Raw genomic sequence first — 21,171 nt, forward strand, 5'->3', positions numbered from 1 at the left:
AGATGCGCTGGATTTACTGGCCCTTCCCGGCTAAAGCCGGTCCCACGTCAGAAATTACGCCACAGGATTTTGTTCAGCCCTTGGGCTTCGCATGCGCCGCCAACCGCTCCAGCGCCGCTCGCAGTTTGGGGTCTGTAATCCCCTCCGCGGTGGCCTGAATGCTTTCGGCGGCTACCGGCGATAAATCCATGGTATGCCCGGCCGCGCCCTGACGGGCGGAGGGGGGTTGAACCTTGAACACGATGCGGGTCAGGTTGGCGAACTCGTCAAATGCGGTTAATTGTCGCTGTAGACGCTTCTGCTGATAGCGCAGGCGCGTAGCCCAATGACCGTCGGTAACGATCAGCAGCAGACTGCCTTCGCGCCATGAGGCAACGTGGCAATGTTCGCGTGCGGCGGGCTGCAACTGGCTTTCAAGCAGCCGCTGAAGGTGACCAAGACGCTGCGCATGATGAAATATGGCTTTCAGCGGCTTGGCTTCGCGCAGCAGTACAGCGGGTGCCCGGGCGGTGAGGGGACGAAATGCCATGAGCGAGTGACCTAGGGTGACAAGTTCGTCATGTTAGCAGAAAGCGTCTGAATCGCCGGTTTCCGCTGCGGATCAGGAGTTTTATGCGCAAAATCAACGGTTAACTTCTTCGGCTCATGGGTTGAACTTGGGGAAAATGCCCCTATCTACAGACAGCCCCGTCACAGCGCTGCGCCAGCATCGTGGAATAACGCCACTTTCCTCACCATCGTTTCCGGGTAGAATGCTCGTTCGCATGCGGCCATGAGGGCTGCACGGGCGACTCACGGGGCCGCCCTCCATTCCTATGTGTGGAAGATCCTGTCGATATGTTTGCGCCTTTGTTAAAAAAACTTTTTGGAAGCAAGAACGAGCGTGAAGTGAAGCGCATGCTCAAGACGGTTCAACTCGTCAATGCCTTCGAAGAGCAAATGGTGGCCCTTTCGGACGAGCAATTGCGTGCCAAGACCGAAGAGTTCAAGGCCCGCTTAGCCAAAGGTGAGACCCTCGATAAGCTGCTTCCTGAAGCTTTCGCGGTTGCTCGTGAAGCAGGCAAGCGTGTCATGGGCATGCGCCACTTCGACGTCCAGTTGATCGGCGGCATGACCTTGCACGAAGGCATGATTGCCGAAATGCGTACCGGTGAAGGCAAGACCCTGGTGGGTACGCTGGCGGTCTATCTCAACGCGTTGTCCGGCAAGGGCGTTCACGTAATTACCGTGAACGACTACCTGGCTCGTCGAGATGCCAACTGGATGCGTCCGCTGTACGAATTCCTCGGCCTGAGCGTTGGCATCGTCACGCCTTTCCAGCCACCTGAGGAAAAGCGTGAAGCCTACGCCGCTGATATCACCTACGGCACCAACAACGAGTTCGGTTTCGATTACCTGCGCGACAACATGGCTTTCAGCATGGAAGACAAGTTCCAGCGCGAGCTCAATTTTGCCGTGATCGACGAAGTTGACTCGATCCTCATCGACGAAGCCCGTACGCCGCTGATCATTTCCGGTCAGGCCGAAGACAGCTCCAAGCTGTACACCGAAATCAACCGCCTGATCCCGCGCCTCGTGCAGCACATCGAGGAAGTGGAAGGCGAGGTCACCAAAGCCGGTCACTACACCGTTGACGAAAAAACCCGTCAGGTTGAGCTGAACGAAGCCGGTCACCAGTTCATCGAAGAGATGCTCACCGAAGTCGGCATGCTGGCTGAAGGCGAAAGCCTGTACTCGGCACACAACCTGGGTCTGCTGACTCACGTTTACGCCGGGCTGCGTGCGCATACTCTGTTCAACCGCAACGTTGAATACATCGTCCAGGACGGCCAGATCCTGCTGGTCGACGAGCACACCGGTCGTACCATGCCGGGTCGCCGTCTGTCCGAAGGCCTGCACCAGGCCATCGAAGCGAAGGAAAATCTGAACATTCAGGCCGAAAGCCAGACTCTGGCTTCGACCACGTTCCAGAACTACTTCCGTCTGTATAACAAGCTTTCCGGCATGACCGGTACAGCCGACACCGAAGCGTTCGAGTTCCACCAGATCTACGCCTTGTCGGTCGTGGTCATCCCGCCGAACAAGCCGCTGGCGCGTAAAGACTTCAACGACCTCGTCTACCTCACGGCGGAAGAGAAGTACGCTGCCATCGTGACTGACATCAAGGCTTGTCTGGCCGAGAATCGTCCGGTGCTGGTGGGTACTGCCACCATCGAAACTTCCGAGCACATGTCCCGTCTGCTCAATGAGGAAGGTATCGGTCACAAGGTTCTGAACGCCAAGTTCCACGAAAAAGAAGCCGAGATCATCGCTCAGGCCGGTCGTCCGGGCGCGCTGACCATCGCCACCAACATGGCCGGTCGCGGTACCGACATCCTTTTGGGCGGTAACTGGGAAGTGGAAGTCGCGGCACTGGAAGATCCTAGTCCGGAGCAGATCGCACAGATCAAGGCTGATTGGCAGAAGCGCCATCAGCAAGTGATCGAAGCGGGCGGCCTGCATGTAATTGCTTCCGAGCGTCATGAATCGCGCCGTATCGACAACCAGCTGCGTGGTCGTGCCGGTCGTCAGGGCGACACTGGTTCAAGCCGTTTCTACCTGTCCCTGGAAGACAGCCTGATGCGCATCTTCGCCTCTGATCGGGTGAAGAATTTCATGAAAGCGCTGGGTATGCAGTCCGGCGAAGCGATCGAGCACCGTATGGTGACCAACGCGATCGAGAAGGCGCAGCGCAAGGTTGAAGGTCGCAACTTCGATATCCGTAAGCAATTGCTGGAATTCGACGACGTTTCCAACGAGCAGCGTAAGGTGATCTACCACATGCGTAACAGCCTGCTGGCTGCGACGAATATTGGTGACACCATTGCCGACTTCCGCCAGGACGTACTCAATAGCCTGATCAGTCAGCACATTCCTCCTCAGTCCTTGCCTGAGCAATGGGACGTTGCAGGTCTGGAAGCTGCGCTGGAGACCGATTTTGGCGTGAAGCTGCCGGTCCAGCAGTGGCTCGACGAAGACGATCACCTGCACGAAGAAACCCTGCGTACCAAGTTGATGGAAGAGCTGCTTGCGGCTTACAACGAGAAAGAAGAGCAGGCCAGCGCTGAAGCGTTGCGCTCCTTTGAGAAGCAGATTCTGTTGCGCGTACTGGATGACTTGTGGAAAGACCATCTGTCGACCATGGACCACCTGCGTCACGGTATCCACCTGCGCGGTTACGCTCAGAAGAACCCGAAGCAGGAATACAAGCGCGAATCCTTCACCCTGTTCCAGGAACTCCTGGATTCGATCAAGCGCGACACCATCCGTGTGCTGTCACACGTTCAGGTGCGCCGCGAAGATTCGGAAGAAGAGGAAGCTCGTCTGCGACGCGATGCCGAAGAACTGGCGCAACGCATGCAGTTCGAACACGCTGAAGCACCGGGCCTGGAACAGCCGGAAGTATTGGCTGAAGAAGGCGTAGAAGTCGCGACTCTACCGGTCCGCAATGACCAGAAGCAGGGCCGTAACGAGCTGTGCTGGTGCGGTTCGGGCAAGAAGTACAAGCATTGCCACGGCCAGATCAGTTAAGGCTGGTCTGAATCTGTAGCACCAACGCCGCGACCGGCTCTGCCGTCGCGGCGTTTTACAATCGATTGCCGTACCAGACAGGGCGGCACAGACAATTCTTCAAGGAGCGCACCTCATGGCTGTTGGTCTTGGTCCTTTGCCGACATTGCACCCGGTTCCCGGTTTTGAACTGGGTATTTCCTCTGCCGGCATCAAACGCCCGGGTCGCAAGGACGTTGTGGTCATGCGCTGCGCCGAAGGCTCCAGCGTTGCGGGCGTCTTTACCCTCAATGCGTTTTGCGCGGCTCCGGTTATCCTCGCCAAGCAACGTGTGGGCGGCTCCGTACGCTATTTGCTGACCAACACCGGCAATGCCAACGCGGGCACTGGCGAACCCGGCCTGGCCAACGCTGCGCGCACCTGCGCCAAGCTGGCTGAGCTGACCGGCGTTGATGCCTCTGCCGTGCTGCCGTACTCCACCGGTGTGATCGGCGAGCCGCTGCCTGTGGAAAAGATTGAGGGCGCTCTGCAAGCCGCGCTCGACGATCTGTCTGTGGACAACTGGGCCGCTGCTGCGACCGGGATCATGACCACCGACACCCTGCCCAAAGGCGCTAGCCGTCAGTTCCAGATCGACGGCGTGACCATCACCGTTACCGGCATCAGCAAAGGCGCGGGCATGATCCGCCCGAACATGGCGACCATGCTGGGTTACATCGCCACTGACGCCAAAGTCTCGCAGAGCGTGTTGCAGGATTTGATTCGTGATGGCGCCAACAAGTCGTTCAACCGCATCACCATCGATGGCGATACCTCGACCAACGACTGCTGCATGCTGATTGCCACTGGTCAGGCCAATCTGCCTGAAGTCACCGAAGCCAAAGGCCCGCTGTTCGACGCGCTGAAGAAGGCGGTGTTCGAGGTGTGCATGGAAGTGGCTCAGGCCATCGTCCGTGACGGTGAAGGCGCGACCAAGTTCGTGACCGTTGAAGTCAACGGTGGCGGCAATCATCAGGAGTGCCTGGACGTTGGTTACGCGGTCGCGCACTCGCCGCTGATCAAGACGGCACTGTTTGCGTCCGATCCAAACTGGGGCCGAATTCTGGCGGCTGTGGGCCGTGCCGGTGTTCCTGATCTGGATGTCAGCAAGATCGACGTATTCCTGGGTTCGGTCTGCATCGCCAGCAAAGGTTGCCGCGCGACCACCTACACTGAAGAGCAGGGCTCGGCCGTCATGGCGCAAGCAGAAATCACCATCCGCATTGAACTGGGCCGTGGCGATTGCAGCGAAACCATCTGGACCACCGACCTGTCCCACGAGTACGTCAAGATCAATGCGGAATACCGCACGTAAGGTGCTTCCTGATGATGGTGCGGTGTCCCTGGCACCGTGCTGTCGCTTTGCTGTAGGAGCGCGCTTGCCCGCGATTCGATTTTAGGCTCAATATATTTTTTCGCCCGTGCTAATGCCATCGCGGGCAAGCGCGCTCCTACGGTTCATCATTCAAGTAAGGACACCGAAATGACCCTGCACCTGATCATCGGCGACAAACGCTATTCTTCCTGGTCTCTGCGTGCGGCATTGGCGCTGTACATGACGGGGGCGGCTCACAGCGAGCAACTGATACCGCTGAATCAGGCGAATACCCGGCAGTTGATGCTGGAGCACTCGCCAACCGGCAAAGTGCCACTGCTGAAAACGCCACAGGGCACCATTGCCGATTCCCTGGCAATCATCGAATACCTCGCCGAACAATTCCCCGAAGCCGGTCTCTGGCCTGCTGACACCGCCGACCGAGCCCAGGCGCGTTCAGCTTGCGCGCAAATGCATAGCGGCTTCATGGGGCTGCGCTCCAACATGCCGATGGATTTGCGCCGCGATGAAGCACTGGAGGTTATCCCGGTGGATACCCAAGGCGATATCGAGCGGATTGTCCAGCTTTGGGCAGAATGCCGTGCTGCGGCGAGCGAAAGCGGACCGTTTCTGTTCGGCAAGGCCAGCGTTGCCGACGCCTTCTTTGCCCCGGTCGCCATCCGTTTGCGCACGTATCAGGTTGTGCTGCCGCCTGAAGCGGCGGCTTACGTCGAAACCATCTATCAATGGCCGGTTTTCCAGCGTTGGCAACAGGCCGCTCTAGAGGAAACTCCCGCGTGAAACGAGTTCATGTAGCCGCCGCCGTCATCCGTGGAGCTGACGGCAGGATCCTTATCGCACGCCGCGCCGACAGCCAGCACCAAGGCGGGCTGTGGGAATTTCCCGGCGGTAAGGTCGAGCCGGGTGAAGCTGTGGAAGCTGCCTTGGCCCGAGAGCTACAGGAAGAGCTGAACATCGTCGTTACCCAAGCCCGTCCGCTGATCAGGATTCAGCATGATTACCCCGACAAGCAGGTTTTGCTGGATGTCTGGGAGGTCTCGGCGTTCACCGGCGAGCCTCATGGTGTCGAAGGCCAGCCATTGGCGTGGGTTTCAAACCGTGAATTGCCCGATTATGAATTCCCGGCGGCCAATCAACCTATCGTCGCGGCGGCTCGTCTGCCGGGTGAATACCTGATCACCCCCGGCGAGCTGGAAACCCCGCAGCTGTTGCGTGGCATCCAGAAAGCGATTGCTGGCGGTATCAAGCTGATTCAGCTCCGTGCACCGAATGGCTATGACCCGCAGTATCGCGATCTGGCTGTGGATGCAGTGGGTTTGTGTGCCGGCAAGGCGCAATTGATGCTCAAGGGGCCGCTCGAGTGGTTGGGCGACTTCCCCGCAGCAGGCTGGCACCTGACATCGGCGCAATTGCGCAAGCTGGCAGCCAATGGTCGTCCATTTCCCAAAGAGCGCTGGCTGGCGGCGTCCTGCCATAACGCCGAAGAGCTGAGCCTGGCTGAGCAGATGGGTGTCGATTTCGTGACCTTGTCACCGGTGCAGCCAACCCAGACTCATCCGGAGGCTCATCCTCTAGGTTGGGAGCAGGCGCAGCAGTTGATCTCAGGCTTCAACAAGCCGGTTTATCTGCTCGGTGGACTTGGCCCGGCAGAGCAACAGCAAGCCTGGCAGAGCGGGGCACAGGGAGTAGCGGGGATCCGGGCGTTCTGGCCGGGGGAGTGACCCCGGCTCCAACGGAATCGGTGCTCACCTGTGGGAGCGGTGCTTGCCCGCGATACAGGCACCGCGGTTTGACAGAGAGATCAACGAAACCTTATCGCGGGCAAGCACCGCTCCCACAGGGTTGGTGTAGTGAACCTGAAATTACCGCTTCTTCGCTGCCTCCCACAATATCTCCGCAATACCCTGGCGTTTGGCGATCATTCGCGCCGCAACGAACAGTAAGTCCGACAGCCTGTTGATGTAAGCCAACCCAAACCCGGTCAAGGGCTCAACTGCATTTAGGTGCTGGCAGCGGCGCTCTGCGCTTCGGGCCAGGCTGCGGCAGACGTGGGCCTGGGCGATCAGTGCCGAGCCGCCGGGCAGGATGAAATTTTCCAGTGGGCCCAGCTCTTCATTCCATAGATCGATGGCAGCTTCCAGTCGATCAATCTCTGCCTGATCCAGAGCCTGATAAACCGGCATCGCCAGTTCTCCACCCAAATCAAACAACCGATGCTGACAAGGGGTTAGCACCTCGATGACTTCGTTGAGTGCAGGCTTCACTTCGGCCTGTTCGGCCAACCCGGCAAGCAGCAGCCCCAATTGGCTATTAAGGGTATCCACGTCGCCGATGGCTTCGACCCGTGGGTGGTCTTTGGAAACCCGACGCCCATCGCCCAGTCCGGTTTCGCCGGTATCACCGGTGCGCGTGTAAATTTTCGACAAGCGAAAGCCCATTCTTATTACTCCGTCATAGCGGTGAAATAACCGCTTCTGGCACTGCGACCTGACTACCCGCCAATGGCAGGCGTAAGGTAAAGCAGGTGCCATGGCCGAGCGAGGATTGAACCTCCATCTGACCTTTGTGATTGTTGGTGATGATGAAATACGAAACCGACAGCCCAAGGCCGGTGCCCTGGCCGATTTCCTTGGTGGTGAAAAACGGCTCGAACGTCCGCTTGCGCACGTTTTCCGACATGCCGACGCCGTTGTCTTCTACCTGAATCTCTGCCCATGGAGGGTTGAGACGAGTGCGCAAGATGATCCGGCCCGGCTCGCTGTCGTCCGGACGCTGGTGGATGGCTTGCGCGGCGTTTTTCAGCAGGTTGAGCAGCACCTGTTCCAGTTCGTTGGCGGTGCCGGGCACTGGGCCAAGATCCGGGTCGAACTGGCGGACAATGGCCTGGCCTTTAAAGTCGAAACCGATGGTCAAATCAAAGTCGTTACTGGCGATTTCCAACGCCTGATCGATCAGCGCGGGCAGGTCGCAAGGCGCCATCTGCCGGGTGCTGAGGCGGCTGAAACTGAGCATGTGGCTGACGATCTTCGCCGCCCGGGCGCCGGCTTGCGCAATGCCATCCAGCAGCTGCGGCACCTCCCGGCTGATCAGATAGCGATTGACGGTTTCCAGGTCGATGCCTTCAGCTTCGGCTTGCTCAATGTTTTTCGGCAGGTCGCTGGACAGTCGCCGGCGGATGTTCTGCACGTTATGCAGGATCGCGCCCAGGGGATTATTGATCTCGTGGGCCATGCCCGCTGCCAGCCCGCCGACGGAAAGCATCTTCTCCGACTGCACCATCATTTCTTCCAGGGACAGCCGCTGGGTGATGTCGTCGATGCGGATCACTACGCCCCGTCCTGCATCGCCGGTCAGCGGGTAAAAGGTCAGGGCGTAGTGGCGGCGTTCTTCGTCCTTGATCCAGGTCACCCGCTCGATTTTGGTCACTCGGTGCCGCTCGACGGTCTGCTTGAGCTGAGGCAGGAAGGTCTTCATCGGCGCAAAGGCGAGAAAGATCGGCTGGTTGAGGGCTTCGTCCAGCGGTGTACCGGAAAGCGCGCTGGCCTCTTGGTTCCACTGGGTGACGTAGAGCTGTTCGTCGAGGGCGATCAGCGCCGAAGGCATGGAATCGATGATGCTGTTCAGGTAGTTCTGAAAGCCGGTGAGCTTTTTCTCGATCTTGCTGCGTACTTTTACTTCAAGTTCCAGCTTGCGGTTGGTGTTGCGGGTTTCTTCGGCGAGCCCCTGAGCCTGATCGTAAGCCTCCTGAGAGTCGTCCCGGGCGCGCTTGAGTTGCTGCTCCCGGGCTTCCATCCGCGACAGCATGGTGTTGAACGCCTCGGCCAGACTGCCGATTTCGTCTTTGTTGCCCGGCTCGGCCCGCAGCGCATAGCTTTCTTCCCGGGTGACCTGCCGGGACAACTCTTCGAGCTGGTAGATAGGCTCGGTAATCAGGCGGCGAATCTGCCGGGCGATGATCAGCCAGAGCAATACGCTGAACACCAGAATGCCCAGGCTGGCGGTCAAAGTGCCGGTATAAAACGCAGTGGGTAACTCGCTGCTGGCCACTAATAACAGGTGGCCCGGAGCCTGCCCTGTTTTCGGAACGGGAATGACCTGGGTGTTGCGAAATTCAGTAATGCGCCAGGTGTCGATGTCCTGGAAGTGAGCGGGCAACTTCAGCTTGTCACCCTGCTGCAACTGGCCCAGCCGTTCACCGTTGTTGTCGTACAGCGCCGCCGCGCGCAAGGGGCCGTAGCTTTTCAGCTCCTTAAGCAGCGCGTCGGCATTGCTCGGTGAGCTGAGTGCCTGCTCGGCAAGATTCGGATTGCTAATCAGTCGGCCAATGGTCTGCAAGGCCTGGGGCGCCATGGCTTCCTGGGAAATATAGTAAGCGGCGCTGATGAAAGTCAGGTTGGCCACCAGCAGGACAGTGGTCAGCAAGACCAGCAGGGCAGCCAGCAGCTTCTGGCCGACCGGCAGGTTTTCCAGGCGTTGGCGCAATGACATGAGGTAAATCACACACTGATGGGAAGTAATTAGGGTAGCGCGCGGTTTAGCGGTTGGGCAAACCGAGTCTCGCTTCTCGCAGATAAGCTGTTCAATTGAGGTGGGACACTACTCAGTACGCAGGCCTTTGTTCGCCAACTGTTCGACAAGCCGATGCTGCAGCTGTTGCAAATGAGGAGCAGCGTATCGATGGCGTTTGGCGGTCGCACAGGCGTAACCCAGCAGATAACTGATTTCAGTGCGGCGCCCCTGAGCGACATCCTGATACATCGACGAGTAGTTGGCAGCTGTGGCCTGAATCACCCGTAGCACCTCGTTGTGCAGGTCCTCTGCGGCGGCTGGCTGCCCACAACACTCCAGCAGCCCGGACAGTTCGGCGCAGAGGGTTGCGACTTCACAGTGATGCTCAAGCAGCCCACCGTTGCGGCAAGCATGCAGGACCGTCAGGGGATTGATCGCGCAGTTGAGGGCCAGTTTGCGCCACAGGCGGGTGAGGATGTCCGGGGTCCATTCATGGGGAATCCCGCTGTTGTGCAGCTCTTCGAGCCAGGAGGGCGGAGTCGGATCCTGAGGGTCGCCCAACCAGGTGTAGCCGTGACCGGCGAACACGACCTGCCAATCCTGCTGGCGAAACGCGCCTTCGGTGCTCGACGCGAAGATGCAGCGCGCCTTCGGAATTTGCGCGGCGACGGCATCCTGGCTGCCCAGGCCATTTTGCAGCAGGATGACCTCAGCATTGGGGCCCAGTCGTGACGCCAGCGATGCAATTGCCTGCTCGGCGTCGTAAGCCTTGCAGGCCAGCAGCAGTCGGTGGATGGGCTCGTCGCTGTCGACGGTCTGGGCGCTGATGGCCAGCCGGCTCTCAACGCCTTGCTCAATCAGGGTCAGGGTCGCGCCATTAGCCTCGTAGGCGGCCAGTCGAGCGGCATCGCGCAGGATCAAACGCACAGACACACCAGTTCGTGCAAGACGCGCTGCCCACAGGCTACCGAGGCTTCCGGCTCCCAAAACATGCCAGGTCATCGACATCAGTGGGTCACTACCAGGCAAATCGGTGGGCACGAGAACGGTAAATCGGCTGTCGACATGGAACGCTCGCAGTGAACGCGGGAAAAGTCCCGTTATAATAACCGCGATTCAACACCGTCAAGCCAAGCGTTTCCATACGCCTTTTAACCGGAGAAATGACATGCCCTCGTTCGACGTAGTGTCCGAACTGGATAAACACGAAGTCACTAATGCCGTCGACAACGCCATCAAAGAGCTGGACCGTCGCTACGACTTGAAAGGCAAAGGCGAGTTCGAATTCAAGGAAAAGGACCTGACCGTCAACCTGACGGCCGAGGCCGAGTTCCAGCTTGAAGCGATGATCGAAATCCTCAAACTGTGCCTGGTCAAGCGCAAGATCGACGTCAAATGTCTCGAAGTCAAAGATGCATTTGCATCCGGCAAGCTGATGAAGCAGGACGCGGTGCTCAAGGAAGGTATCGACAAAGAGCTGGCGAAGAAAATCGTCGCTCACATCAAAGAAGCCAAACTCAAGGTTCAGGCCGCCATTCAGGGCGAGCAGGTCCGGGTTACCGGCAAAAAGCGTGATGATCTGCAAGAAGCCATGGCTGTACTGCGTGCTCATGAATTCGGCATGCCGTTGCAGTTCAACAACTTCCGCGACTGATTGTCTGGCCGAGAGGTGGGGAACCTCTGTGTTCAGCCCGCGTCCCAGGCCAGTGCAGGTGGCTGAATCTTCAGGCTTGATCTGAAGGTTCAGCCACCGGTTTCGCGAACTGTAAGGAGAAAAAGATGGATTTGAATGCCGAAATCGATCATTTGGTAAAGGCCTCCCAGGCCTGGCTGCCGATGATCATGGAATACGGCAGCCGCGTGCTGTTGGCCCTGGTCACCTTGATCATTGGTTGGTGGCTGATCAACCGTCTAACCTCCAAGGTCGGCGCGCTGTTGGCACTGCGTAATGCCGACCTGGCACTGCAGGGCTTCATCAGCAGCCTGGCCAATATCATTCTTAAAGTTCTGTTGTTGGTCAGCGTTGCGTCGATGATCGGCGTAGAAACCACCTCATTCGTGGCGGCGATCGCTGCGGCAGGTTTGGCGATCGGACTGGCACTGCAGGGCAGCCTGGCGAACTTCGCCGGCGGGGTGCTGATTTTGTTGTTCCGTCCGTTTCGTATTGGTGACTGGATCGAGGCGCAGGGCGTTGCCGGGACAGTGGATAGCATTCAGATTTTCCACACGATTCTGCGCACAGGGGATAACCGGACGGTGATTCTGCCTAATGGCAACCTGTCCAACGGCATCATCACCAACACCAATCGCCAGCCAACCAGAAAGGTGGTGTTCGATGTTGGTGTGGATTATGAGGCGGACCTGCAGACCGCGCGCCAAGTCCTTTTGGATTTGGCCAATGATCCCCGGATACTGCCTGACCCGGCCCCGGCGGCTGTGATCTCCACGCTGGGCGACAGCTCCATCACTGTTTCCTTGCGGGTTTGGGTCAATACTCCGGACTATTGGGATGTCATGTTCATGTTCAACGCCGAAGCACGTGACCGACTGAAAGCAGCCAACATCGACATTCCGTTTCCGCAGCGGGTGATTCGAGTGGTGCAGGATCAGACAGCGCCGAAGTAGTTGTTCAATGGATCACATGACCTGTGGGAGCGGTGCCTGCCCGCGATAAGGCTGGACGCGGTTGACCTTAGATCGCGTCCAGCCTTATCGCGGGCAGGCACCGCTCCCACAGGTTCATAGCTGCTCTTGCGAGGGCTTTTCAGCCTCCAGCTCCTCGGCAGCCTTGTCCTGCTTCGTCTCCTTGCTCCACTGCAAGATGATCATGATCAGTGTCGGCACCCCTAGCAGGGCGGTGATCAGGAAGAAATTGTGATAGCCGAACTTCTCCACCATCACGCCTGAATAGCCACCGATCAGCCGCGGCAACAGCAGCATGATCGAGCTGAGCAACGCGTATTGGGTTGCCGAGAACTTGAGGTTGGTCAGGCTCGACAGGTAAGCCACGAAGGCTGAAGTCGCCAGCCCCGAGCTGAAGTTATCCAGCGAAATGGTCAGCACCAGCATTTGCAGGTTCGGGCCCATGTCGGCGAGCAGAAGGAACAGAATATTGGTCGCCGCTGAAGTCAGGCCACCGATAAACAGAATCGGCATGATGCCGAAGCGCACGATCAACAACCCGCCAAAACCGGCCCCCAGCAACGTCATGATCAGCCCGAAGATCTTGCTGACACTGGCAATCTGATCTTTGGTGAAACCTTGGTCAATGTAGAAAACGTTGGCCATCACACCCATGACCGTGTCTGACATGCGATAGGTCGCAATCAGCCCGAGCAGCAGAAATGCCTGCCAGCGATAGCGCAGGATAAAGTCGTTGATAGGCGTCAGAACCGGCGCCAGGCCGCGTCGGCCCATGGATGACAGGCAGGCGGTGGTCAGTATCGTGTAGAGAATCGCGCGCAGGAATGCCCGGTCTTCCAGCAGCAGATCCATCCAGCTGGTGCCTTGAAACAGCACGCTGGCGAAATCAGTGTTGTACAGCTGGGTGAACATCGCGGGAACTGAGACCAGCAGCACAATAAGCACAAACACCGATGCCAGCTGATGGGTGAAGCCGTAACGCGCCGCTGAAAGCTGGGTGCGCAATGCCACTGGCGGCTCTCGCATGATCAGTGTAGTGATCAGCGCAGGCAGCATCAGCAGGCCGAACAGCACGTAAGTGCCGGTCCATGCCGAGTGCTTGTAGGCAAAACCGGTTGAGCCGAAGCCTTCAGCGAAATACAGCGCGCCAGCGGTGGCGAGCAGGGCAGCCACGCGATAGCCGGACATATAGCTGGCGGCGAGGGCGGCCTGCTGAGTGTCGTTGGCGATTTCCAGGCGATAGGCGTCGATCGCGATGTCTTGAGTGGCAGACGAGAAGGCCACGACCACGGCAATTGCGATCAGCCACGACAAGTGCTGCTGCGGGTCGCAGAAGCCCATGCCGATCAGGCCCAGAATCACCAATGATTGCGACAGTACCAGCCAGGAACGGCGACGCCCCAGCTTACCCAGCAACGGTAGACGCCATTGGTCGAGCAGCGGTGACCACACCCATTTGAAGGCATAGGCAAGGCCGATCAGGCTGGCATAGCCGATGGTTTCGCGAGCGACTCCGGCTTCGCGCAACCAGACCGACAAGGTTGAGAACACCAGCATGTAAGGCATGCCGGCGGCAAAGCCCAGCAGTAACAGCACTAACGTCGAGGGGCTGGCATATGCGGCGAGCGCGGCGCGCCAGGTTTTACGGGGCATGGGCTGGAGTCTGCCTCAGGTTACGAAAACAAAGGGCGCACTCTAACCGCTGTGCTCCATCGGGCGCCAGCCATGGCGCCGGATATCTATCCGATTGTTTTGTACCAACACCCCTTCGGCACGCAAACGGGCCCGCTGTTCGTCGCCGGAGACTGTTCCGGCCTTCAGGCTGACTTTGCCGCCAGCGCCAATAACCCGGTGCCACGGAAGAGAAGTGCCATCCGGCAACTGGCTCAAGGTGCGCCCGACCCAGCGGGCAGCGCGTCCAAGTCCGGCCAACTCGGCCAATTGCCCATAACTCACGACTTTCCCCGCCGGGACCTGGTTCAGCGTCATATATAGGGCTGTTCTCCTGATTTCAGCCGAATCCAGGCTTGACTGCTGCGAGTTCTCGTCTAACACGGGTTTATTCCTGTATATAGGTCGTCTTCATTCGTTCATTGAACTACGGAATAATCCTACGGTCTGTGAATGCTATGCCCGCGGCGGTCTTCGATTGCCTTGACGTTGTCCGACAGGACAGTGCCCGATTTTCCGCTAACTGAGCCTATGTATTTGCTTATGCTGACCAGAACCTTGTTGTGCCTAGCAGTTTCCCTCGCCTCCACCTCTCTCCTTGCCGATACCGTCTGGTTGAAGAATGGCGACAAGATTACCGGCACCATCAAGCTGTTCGATGGCGGCAAGTTGGTGATTGACACTGCTTACGGCGGGACTATCCCGCTGGACATGAAGCAGGTCAAAACGCTGCAGAGCGATCAGAAACTCATGGTCAAGCAGGATGCGTATCAGGGCGAGATCGCCAAGTCATTGCAGCCTGCCGATGATGGCAAGGTTATCCTCGCCAATGGCGATGCGCCAAAGACTGTCGAACTGGCCAGCATTCAGCAGATGCTCAAGCCCAAGCCGATCATCACTGATCTGGTCTGGAAGGGGAACATCGATGCCGCACTGGATTTCCAGAAGGCTGAGAACGATACCGACGATTACAACATCGCGTTCAAGACTTCCGCACGACATGGCCAATGGCGTCATAACGCCAAGGGCGATTACAACCGCGAAACCCAGGATGATTTGGTCAGCACTGACAACTGGAGCGCTGAATACTCCATCGACCGCTTCCTGACCGAAAACTGGTTCTGGGACGGACGAATCAGCTACAAGCGCGACAAAGTCGAAGATCTGGCCCGTCAGCGCACCGTCGGTACCGGTCCTGGCTATCAGTTCTGGGATGACGAACTGGGCGCGTTCAAACTGGGTTCGCTGTTGAACCGTACCGACTTTGAATACAGCACTGGCGAGAAGGACAATTTCTACTCGGTAGCCGGCACCTGGGATTACAACCGTTTCCTGATCGGCAAGAAAGTCGAGTTCTTCACCAATGGCGAATTGGGCAAGCCAATCAGCGGCGTTGCCGACTACTCGCTGGATGCCGAGGTTGGGCTGCGCTACAAAGTCACCGACTGGGCTTCGCTTAACCTCAAAGCCGAGAAGAACGTCATCAGCGGTTCTGATCAGGGCGACTTGGACAAAACCCGTTACACCGCTGGTTTTGGTGTGACCTGGTAAGCGAGCAATATCCACGCAATACCCGTAGGAGCTCACCGAGGTTACGAGGCCAGCGATAGCGGTCTGTCTGATGCACCGCTATCGCTGCCTCGCATTGCTCGTGAGCTCCTACCGATTGCCTCTTTGCATCCTCCCCTCGATAACTATTAACTTGTCATGGCGTCGCCTGTGCGTGCCCAATCGGCAGGTTGTCGTTATCCCTTATTAAGGAGTGATCAAGATGAGCGTCAAGGCTTCCCGCCAGGCACGAGAGCTGTTGCTCAAGGAATACCGGGGTGTGTTGTCCACGCATTCCAAGTCCATGCCCGGCTTCCCCTTTGGCTCTTCGGTGCCTTACTGCCTGGACGGGCAGGGACGGCCGTTGATTCTGATCAGCCGCATCGCTCAGCACACCCATAACCTGGGCAAGGACGCCAAGTGTTCTCTGCTGGTCGGTGAGCGTGAAGCCGATGACGTTCAGGCGACCGGACGTGTAACCGTCATGGCCGAGGCAGAAAAGCTTGTGGACGCAGACGCTATCGAGGCCGCTGCACAACGTTATTACCGTTATTTCCCTGAATCCCAGAGCTATCACAGCGCCCATGATTTCGATTTCTGGGTGCTGACGCCTGTGCGCTATCGTTTCATCGGCGGTTTCGGTGCCATTCACTGGCTGGATGATGTAGCACTGCCCAACCCTTTCGCTGGCGCAGCTGAAACCAGCATGGTTGAACACATGAATGCCGACCACGCCAACGCCATCGCGCATTATGTGGAACTCACCGGCTTGCCACAGACCGAGCCTGCGCAATTGGTGGGTATCGACAGCGAAGGCATGCACCTGCGTATCGCTCAGCGGCTATACTGGCTGGCTTTCAGTGAGCCCTGTAACACACCGAAACAAGTGCGCGAAGCCTTGGTCCTATTGGCTCACGCGCAAAAATGGCCCGTTTCTGAGCGTCAGGAGGCTTGAATTCACGTTTTCCTGACGTCACGTAAGGTCTACTGCAAGGCATTCTTGCGTTGAGGAATTCAATTGATGCGTGTTTTTCTGCTGTTGTTCCTGCTTTTTCCCGTGCTGGAATTGTTCATTCTGGTTCGCGTGGGCATGTCGATCGGCTTCTTTGCGACATTCCTGCTGGTGGTCATGACCTCCCTGGCCGGTTTGTTCATCATCCGGGTTGCCGGCTTCGCGACCGCCATGCGCGCCCGTGAAAGCCTGTCTCGTGGTGAATTGCCTGCCCAGCAAATGCTGGACGGTCTGATGATTGCCGTGGGTGGCGGTCTGTTGTTGTTGCCAGGTTTTATCAGCGACGTGCTGGGCATCATCTGTCTGCTGCCGTTCACTCGCAAATTGCTGGTCAGCACCATGCGCAAGCGTGCCGAAGAACAGGCTTTACGCCAGCGGGCTTTTGCTGAAGACATGCCCGCCAGCAATGATCCGGGCCGTCCGAGCTCAATTCATCCGCCGACTCGCAAGCCGGATGTGATCGAAGGCGAGTTCGAGCATCGCGACAAATAATTCGGTCAATCTCCCGGTAGCACGGCATCTGCGAAGTCTTTGCGGGTGCCGCGCTCGCTTCAAAGTCCCCGATATTCGACAAAAAAATTCAACGCCCGGCCTTGTAATCAACTTGCCCGCCCTTATGTATGGGTCACCGCAAGGTTTCTGGCAGTTACGCCAGACCGTATTCTGCGGTTCGCTCGTCGAACCGTAACCGGCAACGCCGGATGCTTTAACCCGCCGGTGTCCTCACCGGCCGCTCAAAAACCATAATTAGGAGATCGACAATGAAGCTTCGTCCTCTGCATGACCGCGTCGTAATCCGTCGCAGCGAAGAAGAATCCAAAACTGCTGGCGGTATCGTTCTGCCAGGTTCGGCTGCTGAAAAGCCAAACCGTGGCGAGATCCTCGCTGTAGGTACCGGCCGCGTGCTGGACAACGGTGAAGTACGTGCGCTGGCCGTGAAAGTGGGTGACAAAGTGGTGTTTGGCCCGTACTCCGGCAGCAACACTGTGAAAGTAGATGGCGAAGACCTGCTGGTGATGAGCGAGAACGAAATTCTCGCGGTCGTCGAAGCTTGAGTCACCCCGCTAGTTTCCGTTACTACCCAAAGTATTTAAGGAAGATCGATCATGGCTGCTAAAGAAGTTAAATTCGGCGATTCTGGCCGCAAAAAAATGCTCGCCGGTGTAAACGTCCTGGCTGACGCAGTAAAAGCAACTCTGGGCCCTAAAGGCCGTAACGTGATCATCGAGAAGAGCTTCGGCGCTCCTCTGATCACCAAAGACGGTGTTTCGGTTGCCAAAGAAATCGAACTCAAAGACCGTTTCGAAAACATGGGCGCGCAGCTGGTCAAAGACGTTGCCTCCCGTGCCAACGATGACGCTGGCGACGGTACTACCACTGCAACCGTTCTGGCTCAGGCCATCGTCAACGAAGGCCTGAAAGCCGTCGCTGCCGGCATGAACCCGATGGACCTCAAGCGCGGTATCGACAAGGCGACCATCGCCATCGTTGCCGAGCTGAAGAAGCTGTCCAAGCCTTGCACCGACACCAAGGCAATTGCCCAGGTGGGTACTATCTCGGCCAACTCCGACAACTCCATCGGCGACATAATTGCCGAAGCCATGGAAAAAGTGACCAAAGACGGCGTTATCACCGTTGAAGAAGGCACTGGTCTGGAAAACGAACTGTCGGTTGTTGAAGGCATGCAGTTCGACCGTGGCTACCTGTCCCCGTACTTCATCAACAAGCCGGACACCATGGTTGCCGAGCTGGACAGCCCGCTGATCCTGCTGGTCGACAAAAAGATCTCCAACATCCGCGAAATGCTGCCAGTTCTGGAAGCAGTGGCCAAAGCCGGCCGTCCGCTGTTGATCGTTGCTGAAGACGTTGAAGGCGAAGCCCTGGCGACTCTGGTTGTGAACAACATGCGCGGTATCGTTAAAGTTGCAGCCGTGAAGGCTCCAGGTTTCGGCGACCGTCGCAAGGCAATGCTGCAGGACATCGCTGTCCTGACCGGCGGTACCGTTATCTCCGAAGAAATCGGCCTGAGCCTGGAAACCACTACCCTGGAACACCTGGGTAATGCCAAGCGCGTTGTGCTGAACAAAGAAAACACCACCGTAATCGACGGTGCTGGCGTCAAAGCCGACATCGACTCGCGTATCGCTCAGATCCGCCAGCAAATCGGTGACACGTCTTCGGATTACGACAAAGAAAAACTGCAAGAGCGTCTGGCCAAGCTGTCCGGCGGCGTTGCAGTGATCAAAGTCGGTGCTGGTTCCGAAGTTGAAATGAAAGAGAAGAAAGCCCGCGTTGAAGACGCCCTGCACGCAACCCGTGCAGCCGTTGAAGAAGGCGTGGTACCTGGCGGTGGCGTGGCTCTGGTTCGCTCCCTGCAGGCTATCTCCGAGCTGAAAGGCGACAACGCTGATCAGAACGTCGGTATCGCTCTGCTGCGTCGCGCTGTAGAAGCTCCACTGCGCCAGATCGTTGCCAACTCCGGTGACGAGCCAAGCGTTGTAGTCGACAAGGTCAAGCAGGGTTCGGGTAACTTCGGTTACAACGCTGCTACCGGCGAATACGGCGACATGATCGAAATGGGTATCCTGGACCCGGCTAAAGTGACTCGCTCTGCTCTGCAGGCTGCGTCCTCTATCGCCAGCCTGATGATCACCACCGAAGCCATGATCGCTGATGCTCCGGACGACAAGGCTCCAGCTGGCGGCGGCATGCCAGATATGGGCGGCATGGGTGGCATGGGCGGCATGATGTAAGCCAGCTTCACGCTCTAGCTACAGCCCAAAAGAACCCCGCCTTGTGCGGGGTTTTTTATGGGTGACCCTCCGGTGTATCGGGACTTGTAGGAGCGAGCTTGCTCGCGATAGCCTCGTTCCAGTCAAAACATTTAGTGCGGCACACACCGAATCGCGAGCAAGCTCGCTCCTACAGGTCCGGTGCCATGCATCGATTTACTGACCCATTCCTGAACCGCTCACCTGCAAACGTGACGCCCAAGGCTTAGTTCAGGTACAATTCCCGGCTATTTTTCGGCGGGCAATCTGCCTGCAACCTTTTTGAGTGTTGATCCGTGAGTGATTTGAGTCATATCCGTAATTTCTCCATCATCGCCCACATTGACCATGGCAAGTCGACGCTGGCCGACCGTTTCATTCAAATGTGCGGTGGCTTGTCCGAGCGCGAAATGGAAGCGCAGGTGCTTGACTCCATGGATCTCGAGCGTGAGCGCGGGATCACCATCAAGGCGCACAGCGTTACGCTGCATTACAAGGCCAATGACGGCAAGACCTACCAGCTGAACTTCATTGACACCCCGGGCCACGTCGACTTCACCTATGAAGTCAGCCGTTCCCTGGCAGCGTGTGAAGGTGCTCTGTTGGTGGTCGATGCCGGCCAAGGCGTTGAAGCCCAGTCGGTAGCCAACTGCTACACCGCCATCGAGCAGGGCCTTGAGGTCATGCCGGTGCTGAACAAGATGGACCTGCCGCAGGCCGATCCGGACCGCGTCAAGGAAGAGATCGAGAAGATCATCGGTATTGACGCCACTGATGCCGTGGCGTGCAGCGCCAAGAGCGGCATGGGCGTCGATGAGGTGCTGGAGCGACTGGTTCACACTATCCCTGCACCGACCGGCAATATCGAAGATCCGCTGCAAGCCTTGATCATCGACTCCTGGTTCGACAACTACCTGGGCGTTGTTTCCCTGGTGCGCGTGCGCCATGGTCGGGTTCGCAAGGGCGACAAGATTCTGGTCAAGTCCACCGGCAAGATGCACCTGGTCGACAGCGTGGGCGTGTTCACCCCCAAGCACACTGCTACCGTTGATCTGAAGGCTGGCGAAGTGGGCTTCATCATCGCCGGCATCAAGGACATTCATGGTGCCCCGGTGGGTGACACCCTGACCTTGAACACCACGCCGGACGTTGAAGTGCTGCCAGGCTTCAAACGCATCCAGCCGCAGGTTTACGCCGGTCTGTTCCCGGTCAGCTCCGATGATTTCGAAGACTTCCGTGAAGCGCTGCAAAAGCTGACGCTGAATGATTCCTCCTTGCAGTACTCGCCAGAAAGCTCTGACGCACTGGGCTTCGGCTTCCGTTGCGGCTTCCTCGGCATGCTGCACATGGAGATCATCCAGGAGCGTCTGGAGCGTGAATACGATCTGGACCTGATCACCACCGCGCCAACGGTTATTTTCGAGCTGCTGCTCAAGACCGGTGAAACGATTTACGTCGATAACCCGTCCAAGCTTCCGGACCTGTCAGCCATCGAAGACATGCGCGAACCTATTGTTCGGGCAAACATTCTTGTGCCTCAGGAACACTTGGGTAACGTCATTACCCTGTGCATCGAAAAGCGCGGCGTTCAACACGACATGCTGTTCCTCGGTACTCAGGTACAAGTGACCTACGACCTGCCGATGAACGAAGTGGTCCTGGACTTCTTCGACCGTCTCAAGTCGGTAAGTCGCGGTTATGCGTCGCTGGACTATCATTTTGACCGTTACCAGTCCGCCAATCTGGTGAAACTGGATGTGCTGATCAACGCAGAGAAGGTCGATGCCCTGGCATTGATCGTCCACCGTGACAACGCGGCCTACAAGGGCCGTGCGCTGACAGAGAAGATGAAAGAACTGATCCCGCGGCAGATGTTCGACGTAGCGATTCAGGCAGCCATCGGCGGCCAGATCATTGCGCGTACAACCGTCAAGGCACTCAGAAAGAACGTACTGGCCAAATGTTATGGCGGCGACGTCAGCCGTAAGCGTAAATTGCTGGAGAAGCAAAAGGCCGGTAAAAAACGCATGAAGCAGGTTGGCAATGTGGAAATTCCACAAGAAGCTTTCCTTGCAGTGCTCAGGTTGGAATAG

General features: G+C 57.7%; 18 protein-coding genes. 12 read left to right on the forward strand and 6 right to left on the reverse strand.

Annotated elements, in window-relative coordinates; all coding sequences use genetic code 11:
- Positions 1-73 precede the first annotated feature (73 nt).
- Positions 74-529: a DUF721 domain-containing protein gene (locus tag IV01_RS09220; RefSeq protein WP_032629707.1), complete on the reverse strand. Its 456-nt coding sequence runs from the start codon at positions 527-529 to the stop codon at positions 74-76.
- 308 nt (positions 530-837) lie between these two features.
- On the opposite strand from IV01_RS09220, the gene secA reads away from it, so the two are divergent.
- From secA to IV01_RS09200, 4 genes are all read left to right on the forward strand, one after another.
- The gene (gene secA / locus IV01_RS09215; protein WP_032629709.1) at positions 838-3,570 is read left to right on the forward strand and encodes a preprotein translocase subunit SecA; all 2,733 of its coding nucleotides are present in this window, start codon (positions 838-840) and stop codon (positions 3,568-3,570) included.
- Between the two features lie 115 nt (positions 3,571-3,685).
- On the forward strand, positions 3,686-4,903 hold the full coding sequence (argJ, locus tag IV01_RS09210; RefSeq protein ID WP_032629710.1) for a bifunctional glutamate N-acetyltransferase/amino-acid acetyltransferase ArgJ: 1,218 nt from the start codon (positions 3,686-3,688) through the stop codon (positions 4,901-4,903).
- A gap of 168 nt (positions 4,904-5,071) precedes the next feature.
- Positions 5,072-5,704 carry a glutathione S-transferase family protein gene (locus IV01_RS09205; RefSeq protein ID WP_032629711.1) on the forward strand — a complete coding sequence of 211 codons (633 nt, stop codon included), beginning with the start codon at positions 5,072-5,074 and terminating at the stop codon, positions 5,702-5,704.
- Positions 5,701-6,645, forward strand: a complete 945-nt coding sequence (locus IV01_RS09200; RefSeq protein ID WP_032629712.1) for a Nudix family hydrolase — start codon at positions 5,701-5,703, stop codon at positions 6,643-6,645. Before IV01_RS09205 ends, IV01_RS09200 begins: the two co-directional genes overlap by 4 nt.
- Positions 6,646-6,786: 141 nt before the next feature.
- Here the strand turns inward: IV01_RS09200 and IV01_RS09195 are convergent, their stop codons facing one another.
- From IV01_RS09195 to IV01_RS09185, 3 genes are all read right to left on the reverse strand, one after another.
- The gene (locus tag IV01_RS09195; RefSeq protein WP_032629714.1) at positions 6,787-7,362 is read right to left on the reverse strand and encodes a cob(I)yrinic acid a,c-diamide adenosyltransferase; all 576 of its coding nucleotides are present in this window, start codon (positions 7,360-7,362) and stop codon (positions 6,787-6,789) included.
- A 13-nt stretch (positions 7,363-7,375) separates the two neighbouring features.
- Positions 7,376-9,412, reverse strand: a complete 2,037-nt coding sequence (locus tag IV01_RS09190; RefSeq protein ID WP_032629715.1) for a sensor histidine kinase — start codon at positions 9,410-9,412, stop codon at positions 7,376-7,378.
- 108 nt (positions 9,413-9,520) lie between these two features.
- A complete protein-coding gene (locus IV01_RS09185) occupies positions 9,521-10,441 on the reverse strand; it encodes a putative 2-dehydropantoate 2-reductase (protein ID WP_032629716.1) in 921 nt (306 codons plus the stop codon).
- 160 nt (positions 10,442-10,601) lie between these two features.
- On the opposite strand from IV01_RS09185, the gene IV01_RS09180 reads away from it, so the two are divergent.
- Together IV01_RS09180 and IV01_RS09175 are read left to right on the forward strand one after the other, a co-directional pair.
- Positions 10,602-11,087 (forward strand): YajQ family cyclic di-GMP-binding protein, encoded by a 486-nt coding sequence (locus tag IV01_RS09180; protein ID WP_032629717.1) that lies wholly within the window; start codon positions 10,602-10,604, stop codon positions 11,085-11,087.
- Between the two features lie 125 nt (positions 11,088-11,212).
- On the forward strand, positions 11,213-12,058 hold the full coding sequence (locus IV01_RS09175) for a mechanosensitive ion channel family protein (RefSeq protein WP_032629719.1): 846 nt from the start codon (positions 11,213-11,215) through the stop codon (positions 12,056-12,058).
- Positions 12,059-12,172: 114 nt separating this feature from the next.
- Here the strand turns inward: IV01_RS09175 and IV01_RS09170 are convergent, their stop codons facing one another.
- Positions 12,173-13,729, reverse strand: coding sequence for an AmpG family muropeptide MFS transporter (locus tag IV01_RS09170; protein WP_032629720.1), 1,557 nt, complete (start codon positions 13,727-13,729; stop codon positions 12,173-12,175).
- Between the two features lie 42 nt (positions 13,730-13,771).
- Positions 13,772-14,065, reverse strand: a complete 294-nt coding sequence (locus tag IV01_RS09165) for an MGMT family protein (protein ID WP_050507742.1) — start codon at positions 14,063-14,065, stop codon at positions 13,772-13,774.
- 225 nt (positions 14,066-14,290) lie between these two features.
- Between IV01_RS09165 and IV01_RS09160 the strand changes: the two genes are divergently transcribed.
- From IV01_RS09160 to lepA, 6 genes are all read left to right on the forward strand, one after another.
- On the forward strand, positions 14,291-15,298 hold the full coding sequence (locus tag IV01_RS09160; protein WP_032629878.1) for a DUF481 domain-containing protein: 1,008 nt from the start codon (positions 14,291-14,293) through the stop codon (positions 15,296-15,298).
- 220 nt (positions 15,299-15,518) lie between these two features.
- Complete coding sequence (locus IV01_RS09155; RefSeq protein WP_032629722.1) at positions 15,519-16,250, forward strand: HugZ family protein; 732 nt, start codon at positions 15,519-15,521, stop codon at positions 16,248-16,250.
- Between the two features lie 66 nt (positions 16,251-16,316).
- Complete coding sequence (locus tag IV01_RS09150) at positions 16,317-16,799, forward strand: FxsA family protein (RefSeq protein ID WP_032629724.1); 483 nt, start codon at positions 16,317-16,319, stop codon at positions 16,797-16,799.
- Between the two features lie 269 nt (positions 16,800-17,068).
- Positions 17,069-17,362, forward strand: a complete 294-nt coding sequence (locus tag IV01_RS09145; RefSeq protein WP_020292988.1) for a co-chaperone GroES — start codon at positions 17,069-17,071, stop codon at positions 17,360-17,362.
- Between the two features lie 51 nt (positions 17,363-17,413).
- Entirely contained in the window at positions 17,414-19,060 is a 1,647-nt protein-coding gene (gene groL, locus IV01_RS09140) for a chaperonin GroEL (protein ID WP_032629725.1), read from the forward strand.
- A 314-nt stretch (positions 19,061-19,374) separates the two neighbouring features.
- Complete coding sequence (lepA, locus tag IV01_RS09135) at positions 19,375-21,171, forward strand: translation elongation factor 4 (protein WP_032629727.1); 1,797 nt, start codon at positions 19,375-19,377, stop codon at positions 21,169-21,171.

Origin of the sequence: Pseudomonas syringae, assembly GCF_000737245.1 — a bacterium.
Lineage (GTDB): Bacteria > Pseudomonadota > Gammaproteobacteria > Pseudomonadales > Pseudomonadaceae > Aquipseudomonas > Aquipseudomonas syringae_J.

What these genes read in the sequence shown, in the direction of transcription:
- IV01_RS09220 (WP_032629707.1), bottom strand. Translation starts at nt 529, where the DNA reads ATGGCATTTCGTCCCCTCACCGCCCGGGCACCCGCTGTACTGCTGCGC.
- secA (WP_032629709.1), top strand. Translation starts at nt 838, where the DNA reads ATGTTTGCGCCTTTGTTAAAAAAACTTTTTGGAAGCAAGAACGAGCGT.
- argJ (WP_032629710.1), top strand. Translation starts at nt 3,686, where the DNA reads ATGGCTGTTGGTCTTGGTCCTTTGCCGACATTGCACCCGGTTCCCGGT.
- IV01_RS09205 (WP_032629711.1), top strand. Translation starts at nt 5,072, where the DNA reads ATGACCCTGCACCTGATCATCGGCGACAAACGCTATTCTTCCTGGTCT.
- IV01_RS09195 (WP_032629714.1), bottom strand. Translation starts at nt 7,362, where the DNA reads ATGGGCTTTCGCTTGTCGAAAATTTACACGCGCACCGGTGATACCGGC.
- IV01_RS09190 (WP_032629715.1), bottom strand. Translation starts at nt 9,412, where the DNA reads ATGTCATTGCGCCAACGCCTGGAAAACCTGCCGGTCGGCCAGAAGCTG.
- IV01_RS09185 (WP_032629716.1), bottom strand. Translation starts at nt 10,441, where the DNA reads ATGTCGATGACCTGGCATGTTTTGGGAGCCGGAAGCCTCGGTAGCCTG.
- IV01_RS09180 (WP_032629717.1), top strand. Translation starts at nt 10,602, where the DNA reads ATGCCCTCGTTCGACGTAGTGTCCGAACTGGATAAACACGAAGTCACT.
- IV01_RS09175 (WP_032629719.1), top strand. Translation starts at nt 11,213, where the DNA reads ATGGATTTGAATGCCGAAATCGATCATTTGGTAAAGGCCTCCCAGGCC.
- IV01_RS09170 (WP_032629720.1), bottom strand. Translation starts at nt 13,729, where the DNA reads ATGCCCCGTAAAACCTGGCGCGCCGCGCTCGCCGCATATGCCAGCCCC.
- IV01_RS09165 (WP_050507742.1), bottom strand. Translation starts at nt 14,065, where the DNA reads ATGACGCTGAACCAGGTCCCGGCGGGGAAAGTCGTGAGTTATGGGCAA.
- IV01_RS09160 (WP_032629878.1), top strand. Translation starts at nt 14,291, where the DNA reads ATGCTGACCAGAACCTTGTTGTGCCTAGCAGTTTCCCTCGCCTCCACC.
- IV01_RS09155 (WP_032629722.1), top strand. Translation starts at nt 15,519, where the DNA reads ATGAGCGTCAAGGCTTCCCGCCAGGCACGAGAGCTGTTGCTCAAGGAA.
- IV01_RS09150 (WP_032629724.1), top strand. Translation starts at nt 16,317, where the DNA reads ATGCGTGTTTTTCTGCTGTTGTTCCTGCTTTTTCCCGTGCTGGAATTG.
- IV01_RS09145 (WP_020292988.1), top strand. Translation starts at nt 17,069, where the DNA reads ATGAAGCTTCGTCCTCTGCATGACCGCGTCGTAATCCGTCGCAGCGAA.
- groL (WP_032629725.1), top strand. Translation starts at nt 17,414, where the DNA reads ATGGCTGCTAAAGAAGTTAAATTCGGCGATTCTGGCCGCAAAAAAATG.